The 13,227-nt window shown below is 68.5% G+C and carries 11 protein-coding genes; 5 read left to right on the forward strand and 6 right to left on the reverse strand.

Annotation, left to right across the window (positions count from 1 at the left end; all coding sequences use genetic code 11):
* Nucleotides 1-4 precede the first annotated feature (4 nt).
* The 3 genes from ACOZBP_RS06600 to ACOZBP_RS06610 all read left to right on the forward strand — a co-directional run bounded on the left by ACOZBP_RS06600 (nucleotide 5) and on the right by ACOZBP_RS06610 (nucleotide 2,044).
* Complete coding sequence (locus ACOZBP_RS06600) at nucleotides 5-802, forward strand: succinate dehydrogenase iron-sulfur subunit (protein ID WP_300197566.1); 798 nt, start codon at nucleotides 5-7, stop codon at nucleotides 800-802.
* Nucleotides 803-915: 113 nt separating this feature from the next.
* On the forward strand, nucleotides 916-1,236 hold the full coding sequence (locus ACOZBP_RS06605) for a 2Fe-2S iron-sulfur cluster-binding protein (protein WP_333610636.1): 321 nt from the start codon (nucleotides 916-918) through the stop codon (nucleotides 1,234-1,236).
* Between the two features lies 1 nt (nucleotide 1,237).
* Nucleotides 1,238-2,044, forward strand: a complete 807-nt coding sequence (locus ACOZBP_RS06610) for a kinase (RefSeq protein WP_422675611.1) — start codon at nucleotides 1,238-1,240, stop codon at nucleotides 2,042-2,044.
* On the opposite strand, the gene ACOZBP_RS06615 is transcribed toward ACOZBP_RS06610, so the two are convergent.
* Complete coding sequence (locus tag ACOZBP_RS06615; RefSeq protein WP_422675612.1) at nucleotides 2,016-2,870, reverse strand: HAD family hydrolase; 855 nt, start codon at nucleotides 2,868-2,870, stop codon at nucleotides 2,016-2,018. The two genes, ACOZBP_RS06610 and ACOZBP_RS06615, sit on opposite strands and share 29 nt — an antisense overlap.
* 52 nt (nucleotides 2,871-2,922) lie before the next feature.
* Complete coding sequence (locus tag ACOZBP_RS06620; protein ID WP_422675613.1) at nucleotides 2,923-5,235, reverse strand: ATP-binding protein; 2,313 nt, start codon at nucleotides 5,233-5,235, stop codon at nucleotides 2,923-2,925.
* A 145-nt stretch (nucleotides 5,236-5,380) separates the two neighbouring features.
* Between ACOZBP_RS06620 and ACOZBP_RS06625 the strand changes: the two genes are divergently transcribed.
* Nucleotides 5,381-5,803: a metallopeptidase family protein gene (locus tag ACOZBP_RS06625; RefSeq protein WP_422675614.1), complete on the forward strand. Its 423-nt coding sequence runs from the start codon at nucleotides 5,381-5,383 to the stop codon at nucleotides 5,801-5,803.
* Between the two features lie 65 nt (nucleotides 5,804-5,868).
* The gene (locus ACOZBP_RS06630) at nucleotides 5,869-6,594 is read left to right on the forward strand and encodes a hypothetical protein (RefSeq protein ID WP_422675615.1); all 726 of its coding nucleotides are present in this window, start codon (nucleotides 5,869-5,871) and stop codon (nucleotides 6,592-6,594) included.
* Here the strand turns inward: ACOZBP_RS06630 and ACOZBP_RS06635 are convergent.
* From ACOZBP_RS06635 to ACOZBP_RS06650, 4 genes are all read right to left on the reverse strand, one after another.
* A complete protein-coding gene (locus ACOZBP_RS06635) occupies nucleotides 6,591-7,985 on the reverse strand; it encodes an RsmB/NOP family class I SAM-dependent RNA methyltransferase (protein WP_422675616.1) in 1,395 nt (464 codons plus the stop codon). The genes ACOZBP_RS06630 and ACOZBP_RS06635 overlap by 4 nt on opposite strands.
* Nucleotides 7,982-9,937, reverse strand: coding sequence for a potassium transporter Kup (locus ACOZBP_RS06640; protein WP_422675617.1), 1,956 nt, complete (start codon nucleotides 9,935-9,937; stop codon nucleotides 7,982-7,984). Before ACOZBP_RS06640 ends, ACOZBP_RS06635 begins: the two co-directional genes overlap by 4 nt.
* Nucleotides 9,938-10,010: 73 nt before the next feature.
* Complete coding sequence (locus ACOZBP_RS06645) at nucleotides 10,011-10,763, reverse strand: DUF1223 domain-containing protein (protein WP_422675618.1); 753 nt, start codon at nucleotides 10,761-10,763, stop codon at nucleotides 10,011-10,013.
* A 201-nt stretch (nucleotides 10,764-10,964) separates the two neighbouring features.
* Entirely contained in the window at nucleotides 10,965-13,205 is a 2,241-nt protein-coding gene (locus tag ACOZBP_RS06650) for a prolyl oligopeptidase family serine peptidase (protein ID WP_422675619.1), read from the reverse strand.
* Nucleotides 13,206-13,227 lie beyond the last annotated feature (22 nt).

A 13,227-nucleotide genomic window follows, 5' to 3' on the forward strand; every position in this document is an offset into this window, starting at 1 on the left:
ACAGATGGTTCAACTCACCCTCCCGCGCGGCTCCAAGCCCACGACCGGCAAGGTCCACAAGGCCCCGGCCGGCGCCAAGAACGTCAAGACCTACAAGGTCTATCGCTATGACCCGGAAACGGATTCCGATCCGCGCTGGGACAGCTTCGAGGTCTCGTCCGACGATCACGGCCCCATGCTTCTGGACGCCCTGATCCACATCAAGAACGAAATCGACCCGACGTTGTCCTTCCGTCGCTCGTGCCGTGAAGGCATCTGCGGCTCGTGCTCGATGAACATCGACGGACGCAACACCCTGGCCTGCACCAAGGGCATGGACGAGTGCTCGTCGCACAACATCACCATCGCCCCCCTGCCCCACCAGCCGGTGGTCAAGGACCTGGTGACGGACCTGAGCCTGTTCTACGCCCAGTACGACTCGATCCAGCCCTACCTCCAGTCCGACGAGCCGGACCCGGAAGCCGAGCGCCTGCAGTCGCCCGCCGACCGCGAGAAGCTGGACGGGCTGTACGAGTGCATCCTGTGCGCCTGCTGCTCGACCTCCTGCCCCAGCTACTGGTGGAACCAGGAAGAATACCTCGGCCCGGCGGCCCTGCTGCAGTCCTACCGCTGGATCTCGGACAGCCGCGACGACGCGACCCAGAAGCGCCTCGACGACCTTGAGGACCCCTTCAAGCTGTATCGCTGCCACACGATCATGAACTGCGCCCAGGTCTGCCCCAAGGGGCTGAACCCGGCCAAGGCGATCGCCGAGACCAAGAAGCTGATGGTCGCGCCGAGCCGCAAGCGCGCGGCGGCCTAAGCCGTCAGGCTTACCGACCCGAACAGCCCCCGGCGCCGACAGGCTCCGGGGGTTTTTCATGCGCGCCGCGCGCCGGGGCTTGCCTCCCGCGCGGCCTGGGCTAAGACGCCTGCATGGCCAAGATCACCTATATCGAGCACGACGGGACCGAGCACACGGTCGAGGTCAAGACCGGCCTCAGCGTCATGGAAGGCGCGATCCGCAACAATGTGCCGGGCATCGACGCCGACTGCGGCGGCGCCTGCGCCTGCGCCACCTGCCACGTCTATGTGGACGAGGCCTTCGCCGCCGAGACCGGCCGCCCCTCGGCCATGGAGGAGTCGATGCTCGACTTCGCCGAGAACGTCGAGCCGAACAGCCGCCTGTCCTGCCAGATCCGCGTCAGCGACGACCTGGACGGGCTGGTCGTACGCCTGCCGCAAAGCCAGCACTGAGATGACCGACGCCCGGCTGCTGGACGCGGTCGGGGCCCTGATCAACACCCATGCGCGGCCCGGCCATGTCCCGCTGATCGGCATCGCCGGGGCGCAAGGCAGCGGCAAGACCACGCTGGCCCGGGCCGCCGCCGCACACTGGGGCGCGGCGCACCTGTCGCTGGACGACGTCTATCTGACCAAGGCCGAGCGCGAGGCCAAGGGCAGGGCGGTCCATCCCCTGTTCGCCGTGCGGGGGCCGCCAGGGACGCACGACCTGACGCTGCTGGAAGCAAGCGTCGCCGCTCTGCGCGCCGCTGGCGCCGACAGCCGCACAGCCCTTCCCGCCTTCGACAAGCTTTCCGATGACCGCCGCCCCGAGGCGCAATGGCCCATGTTTGCGGGCCGCCCGTCGGCGGTGCTGATCGACGGCTGGTGCCTGGGGGCGACGGCGCAAGCTGAGGCGGACCTCACGGCGCCGATCAATGCGCTGGAACGCGAGCGGGACGGGCAGGGGGTGTGGCGACGCGCCGTCAACGAGGCGTTGGCCGGGCCCTACGCCGACCTGTTCGCCCGCTTCGACGCCGTCCTGTTCCTGAAGGCGCCCACGTTCACCGCCGTGCTGGACTGGCGCTGCGAACAGGAGGCGGGGCTTCTGGGACTGGCGCCAGTTGATCTGCCGCCAGAACGTCGCGCCGAACTGGCCGTCTTCATTCAGGCCTTCGAGCGCATCACCCGCCATATGCTGACGGGTGGCGTCCGAGCCGATCTGACGTTTGATCTCGCCCGCGACCGGACAATCAGTCCGCCGGCATCCGTCCATAGTTGACGGCGATGCGGCCGATCAGGCCCTTGACGATCAGGTCGACCGGGGTGCCTTCGCGATAGTCGCCCTCGGCGACGAAGTTGACGCGATCCTCCGAGATCAGGCGATGGATCTTGTTGTGGTCGCGCGGGGTGTTGTCGGGGTCGTAGACGGCGATCGAGAAGCCGCCCTTGGTGTGCATCATCTTCATAGTCGGGACGTCGGTGTCGCCGTCGCCGAGGAAGATCATCCGGTCGAACGGGATCGGGCGTTCCTCGTCCGGGATGAAGCGGTTGATGCGTTCGTCGTCCCAGTGGTTGTGCACGCCCTTGTTGATGCGGAACAGGTACTGGGTCTTGGTCGTGTAGTTGACGCCGACGGCGGGCCAGACGGCGACCTCGTTTTCGTCATAGGCGTATTTCGAGGCGAAGACGTGGGTGAAGGCCTCGGCGATGGGGCAGCCCTGAATCATCTCCTCCAGGCCGGCCGAGATGATGTAGTGTTCGATCTCCAGCCCGTACTGGGCGCCGAACTCGTTCATGCGGTCGAACCAGGAACGGTCGCGCAGACCCTCGAACAGGGCTACGTCGCGGCCGTGGTCCTGCAGCGTCTGGCGCGTGACGGGCGCGCCCTGTTCGCGCGCCGTCTGCAGCATCATCTGCATATACATCAGGATGCCGTCGCCGTCGGAGGCGATGGTCCGTGGACGGACGGTCTCGTTCCAGAACTGGGCCGGCGTCATCCCGATCGAGGGGATGAAGCTGACCTCCTGCATATTGCCCCGCGCCAGGGTGCCGTCGAAATCATAGATGATGGCGGTCTTGAGCAGGGGGCGGGTCTTGTCGGCCATGGGGTCGTCCTGAGGGCTTGGACACGCCCTCTAGCACGAGATCCGGCGAACATCAGCCCAGCAGCAGTTCCGGGGCCGCCGTGGGGGCCGTGGCCTCGACCGGAAGATGCAGGATGAAGGCCGCGCCCTTGCCCGGTTCGGACTGGACCTCGGCCCAGCCGCCGTGCAGCTCGATCAGGGCCTTGACCAGGGCCAGGGCCACGCCCGGCCCGCCGCGCTCGCGACGCACGAAGCGGTCGAAGACGTGGGCCTGAAGGTGATAGGGGATGCCCCGGCCGGTGTCCTCGACGCGGATGCGCACCTCGCCCGCCCCGACCTCGGCGGTCAGGGTGACGGCCCCGCCATCGGACACGGCGCGGCATGCGTTCTCCAGCAGGTGATCGACGGCCTGAGCGATGCGGCGGGCGTCGGCGCGGATCGGCTTGAGCCGGGCCGGGCAGGCGACGGTCAGGACGGCGCCGCGCCCCTCGACCTTGCCGCGCACCTTCTCGGCGCAGGCCTCCAGCAGGTCGCAGACGCGCATGTCGCCGAGCGTCAGCTCCATCTCTCCGGCGTCGATCTGGGCCATGTCCAGGACGTCGTCGATGGAGCGGGCCAGATGGCTGGCGGCGACGCGGATGGCCCCGGCGTGCTGGCGGCTGCGCTCAGGCAGGTCGCCCATGGCCTCCAGCAGTTCGGAATAGCCGACGATGGTGGTCAGAGGCGTCCGCAGTTCATAGGAGACGCTGCCGACGAATTCCCGCTTCAGCGCCTGGCTTTCGGCCAGAGCGGCTTCCTTGGCCGCCAGGGCCTGTTCCAGCTCGCGCCGGGCGGTGACGTCGGAGAAGGCGACCAGAGTGGCGCCGTCGGGCAGGGGGCGGGTCTGCCAGGCGGCCAGACGGCCGTCCTCGGTGCGGCCCTCGCCGGACACGGCGACGCGACTTTCCGGGTCGGGATCGGCCACGCGCGCCTTCAGCCCCAGCCAAAGGGCGGCGTCTGGCAGGACCGGGCGGCACAGTGCGGCCACGGCGTCGAAGTCGCCGGCCTCGGCCAGCTTCTCGGCCGAAACGCCCCAGAAGGTCTCGAAGGCGTCGTTGTTGAGCCGCAGCCGGCCGTCCGATCCGAAGACTGCGACCGCATCGTTCAGCTTGTCCAACGTCGCCGTCTGGACCTGGATCTGGGCGTTGTAGCGGCTGCGCAGCTGCAGCTCGTCGGTGATGTCCGAGAAGATGAGCAGGATGCCGCCCAAGGGGTGGGGCTGGCGCACGACCCGCAGCGTCCGTCCGTCAGGCAGGGACCAGCTGTCGTCGGGCGAGGCCGTGGCCGCGCCGTAGAATTCCAGCTCCTGCGCCTTCCACCCGGCGTAGTCGATGACCTCGGGCAGCTGGCGCTTCTGGCGCAGGCGGTCCAGCAGTTCGGCGTGGGTCGGGCGCTCGTCCAGCCAGGCCGGGTCGATGTTGAACAGTTGCTGGAAGGCGGTGTTGTGGAAGGCCAGCCGCTTGGCGGGACCGAAGATGGCCACGGCGTCGGCCAAATGGTTCAGCGTCTCGTCGTGAGCCTCGACGTGGCGGCGCAAGGTGTCGCGCGTCTCCTCGGCCTCGGTCATGTCGATGGCGAAGGCGATGACGGCGCCGCGCCCGCCGGCCAGAGGTTCGGCCAGAATGCGCCAGGCGCGGCGACGGCCATCCGACGACACCCAGCGGAAACCGTCCTGACGTGCGTTCAGACGCGAGGCCTCGGCCACGATGAGGTCGGCCCCGCGATCGAAGCTGAGCCCCGTCTCGCGGGCCTCCGCCAAGGTTTCAGCGCGAACCTCCGTCAGCCAGGCCCTATTGGCCCAGATCAGTTGTCCCGCGCCATCCACCACCCAGGTCGGGGCGGGGGAGGCTTCGGCCAGTGCGCCGAGACCGGCGTCCGCCGCCGTCTCGGCCCCGCCCAGTTTCGACAGCCGCAGCCAGGCCGATCCGCCCAGGGCGCGGCCTTCGACGGCCCAGGCGCCATCGGCGGATTCCAGCAGGGTCTCGAACGGTTCCCCGCGCTGGATCAGGCCTTCCATATGGCCGGTGTGGGTTTCATTTAGCGCCTGGACGATGGCCTCGGCCGCCGCCGCGCCTTCGCGACCGGGCGCAAGCACCGCCAGGGCCTCTGGCGCGCCGAACACCGACTGGGCCGCGCCCTCGGGCGTCAGGGCCAGCCGCACGTCGTCGAAGACGTTGAGGGCGCCTTCGCAGGCGGCGGCGTGGGCGCGTTCGCCCGACATCCAGGCCTCCACCTCGGCTTCGCGCGCGCCCAGACGCTTGCGCAGCCGCCAGGCCCAGGCGCTGATCGCCAGCGCCAGACCCGCTGCGCCCGCAGTGGCCACATAGGCGATGTCGGCCTCGGCCATCCTGTCCCCGGAAAATTCGTCGATCAAGCGACCGGACCCGCACGGGGCGCCGACCGATTCGCGTTTACCATACCCTGATTGCGCGATTTGCGATGCGGCGAGACAGCCGATTGCGGCGCAGGCCCGCGCGGGCGATATCCACGGCATGACCCAGATCACGACCCTGGCGTGGAACGACCAGTCCGCCCCTTCGCTCGACGACTTCGCCCGCCTGGCTGAGACGGCCTTCGCCGATCTGCCGGACCTGTTCCGGCAGGCGGCCGGCGAGGTGGTGATCCGCGTCGACGACTTCGCCGACGAAGAGACCCTGAAGGATCTGGAGATTGAAGACCCTTTCGAACTGACCGGCCTCTACTCCGGCGTTCATATCGGCGAGCGGGACGGCATGGGGCCGGCGCCCGAACCCTCGCGCATCTTCCTGTATCGGCGCCCCATCCTCGACGAATGGTGCGAGCGCGGCGACGTGGGGCTGGCCGAGATCATCGCCCATGTCCTGATCCATGAGATCGGCCACCATCTCGGTCTCGACGACGACCAGATCCACCATATCGAAGACGACGCGGACTAGACGCTCGTCGGCGCCCTTGCCCCACGTCCGCCGCAATGCGATCCAGTCGGACGAGGGGACGCAAGATGAGCAAACAGGACCAGTCGCGAGCCGCCCGGGCCAAGACGATCGACGATCTGTCGGAAGACACCCTGGGCGTCGGCTCCACCGACATGCGCACCGTTCGGGACATCCTGGTTCGACCACGTCAGGTGCTGGAAGCCTGGATGACGCACGGGCCGACCGGCGACGGCCGCTATGCGCGCCCCTTGCGCCTCTATCTGGCGCTGAACGGCGTGCTCATGCTGATCCAGTTTCTCAACGGCGGCTCGGCCAATCTGCTGCGGGGATTGCCGCCCGAGATCTTGCTCCCGGCGATCCAGGCCTCCGGCAAGACGCGCGACGCCTTCATCGCCGACGCCGACGGCTGGATGAGCCTGATAATGGTGCCGCTTCTGGCGACCCTCTATGTCTTCACGGCCACGCCTCTGCTGCGCTGGTGGGACCCTGAAAAGCTGGGCTGGCGTCGGGGGTTCCGCGCCGCCTGCGCCTATCTGAACGCCTGGACTGTGCCGCTGCTGCCCATCGCCTGGTTCCTTTACGGCACCGGGCCGCTGGCGGCCCTGGCCAGTCTGGCCATGGCGATCCTCGGCCTGGTCGCCTTCCTGCGCATGGGACGCGGCCGGTGGTATGGGTCTCCGCTGATCGGCGGCGTCAAGGCGCTGGTGCTGACGGCGGCCATCGCGGTGGTCGGCTTGCTCGGCTCCGTCCTGGTAGCGGCGCTCGGCCTGTTGGCCGGGCGCGTCTCCTAGACCGCGAGCCGCTCCAGCTTCGCCACGAAGAAGCCGTCCACGCCGCCGCGTTCGGCCCATTGCGAGGGCAGGATCCGCAGCCAGCCTTCAGCGGTCAGGGCCTCGTCGGGCGCGCCGATCTCGGCCGGGACGGCGGCGACGGTGCGGAAGGCCGGGTTGCGGCGCAGGAAGGCGATGACCTGGGTCTCGCCCTCTTCGCGTTCCAATGAACAGACGCAATAGACCAGACGACCGCCCGGCTTCACCTTCTCGGCGGCGACGTCCAGCAGGCGGTGCTGGACGTCGGCCAGCTTGGCGACCTCGGCGGGGCGGGTGGCGCGCAGGACTTCGGGGTTGCGGCGATAGGTGCCGGTGGCGGTGCAGGGAGCGTCCAGCAGGACGGCGTCGAAGGTGCGCGCATCCTCCCAGTCCTCGGCGGGAACGGCGACAACCTCGACCGGCAGGCCTGTGCGGTCGAAATTCTGGCGCAGGCGCTTCAGGCGCGCCGGCGAACGGTCGAGCGCCGTCACCTCGGCGCCCGCGGCGGCCAGTTGCAGCGTCTTGCCGCCAGGAGCGGCGCACATGTCGAGAACCGTCTCGCCTGCCGTGGCGCCCAGCAGGCGGGCGGGGACGGCGGCGGCGGCGTCCTGCACCCACCAGTCGCCGGCTTCGAAGCCGGGCCACCCGGCCACATCGCCGCGCTTGCCGGTGCGGACCGTGCCGCCGGGCAGGACCTCGCCCTCGACGTCCTGGGCCAGGACCTCGAGATCGACCCCAGGCTTGGCGCTGAGGTCCGTCGCAGGCTCGTCGCGGGTGGCCAGGGCCAAGCCCAGAAGGGCGGCCTCGCCGTAGGTCGCCTTCCAGCGGGCGGCCAGCCAGTCGGGCAGGTTGGATTCGGCCGTGGTCAGGCCGGGACCGTCGCGGTCGACGCCGCGCAGCACGGCGTTGACCAGGTTCTTGTAGGGGCGGGTCTTGGCGTCGCGCTCGGCCAGCTTGACGGCGGTGGAAACGGCGGCGAAGGCGGGCGTGCCCAGGACCAGGGTCTGGGCCAGGGCGACACGCAGGATGGTGCGCACCGGGGCCGGCGGCGCTTTCTGCAGGCGGCGATCCAGGATCTGGTCGATCTCGCCGAGACGACGCAGGGCGGCCATGGCCACGGCGCGAGCGAAGGCGCGATCAGGGCCGTCCAGATCCTTGGCCGGCGACTGGCTGAGGGCCTCGTCCAGGCCGGTGCGCTTCTCCAGCGCGGCGTTCAGCAGGACGCCGGCCACCAGACGCGCCTCGACCCCGATGTCCGCGTGGGGGTCATCGGTGACGATCTCGGGCTGGGCCTCGCGACGCGGCCGCGCCTTCTCCGCCATGCGACGACCGCGCGCGGCCGAACTCTTACCCTTGGGGGCGCCACCACTCATACGGATACCTGCGTGCCCAGCTCGACCACACGGCCCGGCGGGATATGGAAGAAGTCGGTCGGATTGGCCGCGTTGCGCATCAGGAAGATGAACAGCTTGTCCTGCCACAGCGGCATGCCCTGACGCGCCGACGGCACGACCGAGCGACGGCCGAGGAAGAAGCTGGTCGACATGATGTCGAACTTCAGACCCTGCTTGCGGCACAAGCCGAGCGCACGCGGGACGTTCGGCGTCTCCATGAAGCCATAGGTGATGGTCAGTCGTTTGAAATCGTCGCTGATCGGCTCCATCGTCACGCGCTGGCTGTCGGCGACGCGCGGCCGGTCGGCGGTGTGGACCGTCAGGATGACGTTCTTCTCGTGAAGCACCTTGTTGTGCTTCAGGTTGTGCATCAGGGCGACCGGCGCGACCTCGGGGTCCGAGGTCAGGAAGATGGCCGTGCCCGGCGCCCGGTGCGGCGGACGCGCTTTCAGCATCTCGATCAAGTCATGCAGGGGCAGGCTGTCCTTGCGGGTCTTCTCGGTCAGGATCTGCGTGCCGCGCACCCAGGTCCACATGATCAGGACCAGGCCGCCGCCCAGCACCAGCGGCATCCAGGCGCCGTCGGGAATCTTGAGCAGGTTGGAGGTCAGGAAGACCGCGTCGATGACGCCGAACGGGATCAGCGTCCCCAGCACCGCCCACATCGGCCACTTCCACTTCTTGGTCACGACCGAGAAGGACATCAGGGTGTTGACCAGCATGGTGCCGGTGACGGCGACGCCATAGGCCGCCGTCAGATTGTGCGACGACTGGAAGGTGAGCAGCAGGAAGAGAACCCCGATCATCAGCAGGCTGTTGACCGCCGGAACATAGATCTGACCCGCCAGGGTCTCGGAGGTGTTGCGGATGTCGATACGGGGCAGCAGGCCCAGTTGGACCGCCTGTTGCGTTACCGAGAAGGCGCCGGTGATGACGGCCTGGCTGGCGATGACCGTGGCCGCCGTGGCCAGGATCAGCATGGGCCAGTAGATCATCTGCGGCACCATGTTCCAGAACGGATTGTCGGCCGCCCCCGGATTGGCCAGCAGGAAGGCGCCCTGGCCCAGATAGTTCAGCGTCAGGCAGGGCAGGACCACGAACAGCCAGCCCTGGCGGATCGGCGCCTTGCCGAAATGGCCCATGTCCGCATAGAGGGCCTCGGCCCCCGTGACGGCCAGGAAGACGCTGCCCAGGATGACAAAGCCGAGGAAGCCGTCCTTGAGCAGCAGTTCGATCCCGTAGAGCGGCGACAGGGCGCGCAGGATCGAGATGTCGTCGAAGATGTGGGTCAGGCCCAGAACGCCCAGGCTGAGGAACCAGACGGCGGTGATGGGGCCGAACAGCTTGGCCAGACCGGCGGTGCCGCGCGACTGGACCAGGAACAGAGCGATCAGGATGCCCGCCGAGATCGGCAGGATGAAGGGGTCCAGCTCGCCGTTCAGACCGGGCGCGTCCTTCAGACCCTCGACCGCCGACAAGACGGAAATAGCCGGAGTGATGACGCCGTCGGCGTAGAAGAGCGCCGCCCCGCAGACGCCGAGAATGAACAGCCAGGCGCTGCGTCGGCCGACGGCGTGCTGGGCCAGGGCCATCAGCGACAGGGTGCCGCCCTCGCCCTTGTTGTCGGCCCGCATCAGGAACATGACGTATTTGAACGTCACCACGATCATCAGCGCCCAGAAGGCGAGAGAGACCACGCCGATGATGGCCAGTTCGCCGCCGACCCCCTTCTGGGCGTGACCGATGGCCTCGCGCAGGGCGTAGATGGGGCTGGTGCCGATATCGCCGAAAACCACGCCGATGGCGCCCAGGATCAGGGCGCGATGCGTCGCCTTGCCGTGTCCTTGAGGAGACGGAATCTGGGCGTTCGGTTGTTCGGAAGCTTTTGCGGCGGACGTCTCGGCGTCGCCGCGGGGCGTATCCCCGGCCATGCATAACCTCCGGGTCGCGCGAAGGGCGCGCCCATCAAGAGCGGCGGGCCTTTAGACCCTTTCGGTCAGCGGTTCAATCGCGCGCCGGTTCCGCACGGCGGGCGGCGGACAGAATGCGCCGGTCCGACTTGGCCTGAACCAGGACTACGACATTGTCTTCAGAGGCGGAATCGGCCGGAAGCAGGAAGAGAGCAGGGCGACCGGTCCAGTCGCCCAGTCGCTTCACTTCGCGCACGACATTGATGTGGCGCACGGCCTGGCCGCGGTTGTCGCCCTGCCGAACCTCGACCGTCTGAAGGCCCGGTTGATAGATGACGGCCATGACCTCGGCCCCGCCGGCGGGCGGACGGCCCGAGCCGACGCCGACCCGGTCCCCGGTCTCGCGGAACTCGATCTCGGGCGGCCAGAGGCGGGCGGCGGCCTCGGCGTCGATGGCGGCTTGCAGTTCCGGCGGACGGGCGCCCGACAGGTGACGCCGCCCGTCGATCACCACCTGGGGCGTTGAGACGTTCCGCAGCTTCAGCGCCTGACGATAGGCCTGCTGACGCGCGGTGAACTCGGGTTTTGCGAAGGTGTCCGACCACCCCAGGTAATCCCAGTAGCCGACGCCATAGGTCAGGGCGATGACCCCCGGCTCGTCCGCCACCGCTTCCAGGGTGCGGTTGGCGTCGGGACAACCGGCGCAGCCCTGGGCCGTGAACAGTTCGACCACCACTGGCTGGAGGGAGGCGTCCCGCTCACGCGGCGGCGAGGCGGCGACGGTCAGCAGGCCGACGCCTGCGAGCGTGGCCGCGATCATCCCGAACCTGATGCCCTGTATCGTCATGACGGCGATCCTAGCCCCTCGATCCGTCGACGCCGCTCATAAAACCGTGAAGGGGAGGGTGCACCCCTCACCGTCATCCCGGCCGCAGCGAAGCGGAGAGCCGGGACCGCTCAAAACTCGACGGTCAGCGCCTCTTGCGGTCCCGGATAGCGGCGAAGCCGCCGCTTCCGGGATGACGGGCAGGTCGGGACGACGACAGGCTCAGTCCATCAGCTGCTGGCTGAGATAGACATAGTGCCGGGCCCAGCGGCGGGCGTTGGCGACCGGGTCGGCGTCGTTGGAGTGACCGCCGGCCGTGTCCTCGAAATAGAGGTGGTCGTGGCCCTGATCGCCGAGGCGCGCGGCGAACTTGCGGGCGTGGCCGGGGTGGACACGGTCGTCGCGGGTATTGGTGGTGATGTAGACGCGCGGATATTTCACCTCGGGCCGCAGCTGCTGATAGGCCGAGTAGCGGGCGATGAACTCGGCGTCGCCCGGAATGCGCGGATCGCCGTATTCGCCGATCCACGAGGCGCCGGCGGGCAGGTCCTGATAGCGCAGCATGTCGATCAGCGGGCTTTCGATCACCGCCGCGTTGAACAGCTCCGGGTGCTGGGTGATCGACACGCTCGTCAGGACCCCGCCGTTGGAACGGCCATAGATGCCCAGGTGGCGCGGGCTGGTGATCTTGCGCTGCTCCAGATCGCGGGCCACGGCGGCGAAGTCGTCGAAGGCGCGCTGGCGGTTCTCGCGCAGGGCCGCCTGGTGCCAGCCAGGGCCGAACTCGCCGCCGCCGCGGATATTGGCCTGGACGAAGACGCCGCCGTTCTCGAGCCACAGCTTGCCCATCTCGGGCTTGTAGGCGGGCGGGAAGCTAGCCTGGAAGCCGCCGTAGCCGAACAGGATGGTCGGCCCGGTCCCGTCCATCGCCAGGTCCCTGGGCCGGGTGACGAAGTAGGGGATCTTGGTCCCGTCGGTCGAGGTCGCCTCGAACTGCTCGACCACATGGGTCGAGGCGTCGAACTTGGCGGGCGCCGATTTCAGCTCGCTCAGGGCCAGCGCGCCCTTGTCCAGCGTGCCCTGCGCGCCAGGACTGGCCGACAAAAGGCTGAGCGTCGGCGGCGTCAGGAACCCCTGGCTTGAAACAAAAACCTCTCTCCGCGACTTGGAGCTGTCGCCCAGGCCGACGGCGCTGTTCGCCGGCACGGCCAACTCGGCGAGCCTGTAGGACTGCTCACCATGCGGTCTGAGACTGAGCAGGCGGCCGCGCACATTGTCGTTCAGCGCGACAACCAGTCGATCGTCCAGAACGGCCACGTCCGCCACGGACTGGCGCGCGTCCGGCGCAAACACCTCCACCTGCATGTTGCCGAAAACGAGGTGGGGATTCTCGATCTCCAGGCCATCAAGCGGCGGAGCGACAAGAGTTCCAGCCTTGAAGGACTTGATGGACCCGTTCCAGTCCTCATCCAGACCGAAAACCAGAGTTTGGTCGAGCATCCCGTGAAGGGTCACACGGCTCGGGATGTGAAGGCGGACCGGACGCCCGTCCTTCAACCACCACGTCTCCGAGCGGAAGGTGTCCAGCGGGCGGCTGAACAGGACGGCCTCGACCGCGCCGGCCTTATCACGGAAGACCATGGGCGAGACGCCGTAACCACCGTCGGACTGCTCGCCGCGATAGACCTCGGTCGCCTGGGCCAACGGATGGCCGCGCTTCAGGGATTTGACGATGAAGGGATAGCCCGACTCTGTCATGGTGCCGGGACCGAAGTCGGTGGCGATCAGCAGGGTGTCGCGATCCAGCCAGGTCAGGCGGTGCTTGCCCTCGGGGATGACGAAGCCGCCCCCATTCTCAGGAGTGACAAAGGTCTTGGTCGTCAGGTCGAACTCGCGGACGGTCACGGCGTCCTTGCCGCCGTCCGACAGGTTGATCAGGCAGCGGGTCTCGTCCGGCGCCAGGCAGTTGGCGCCCTTGAACACCCAGTCGCGGCCTTCGGCCTTGGCCAGGGCGTCGATGTCCAGCAGGGTCTCCCACTGCGGCTGGGCCGTGCGATAGGAGTCCAGGGTCGTGCGGCGCCAGACGCCCTTGGGATTGGCGGCGTCCTGCCAGAAGTTGCCCAGACCCTCGCCCAGGAAGCTGACGCCGGGGATGCGGTCGGTGGCCGTCAGGATGGCCTCGGCCTGCTGACGGAAGGGTTCATAGCGGCGGTCGCCGGTCAGGGCCGACAGGGCCCTTTCGTTCGAGGCGGCGACGAAGGCCCGGGCCTCGGCCCCGTCCACCTCTTCCAGCGCCAGATGATCGTCGGCGGCCCTGACTCCCTCGGGCGACAGGTCGTGCGGGAAGTGGGGCGGGGGATTGGTCGCGGCGGCGGCGGCCGGGTCGGCAGGGGCCTGGGCGAGGGCCGGGCCGGCGGCGAGGATCAGCACCGGCAGGGCGGCGGACAGGAACAGGGACTTCATGAAGGCAAACTCCGCTTTCGGA

Source organism: Brevundimonas sp. NPDC058933 (genome assembly GCF_049315965.1).
Lineage (GTDB): Bacteria > Pseudomonadota > Alphaproteobacteria > Caulobacterales > Caulobacteraceae > Brevundimonas.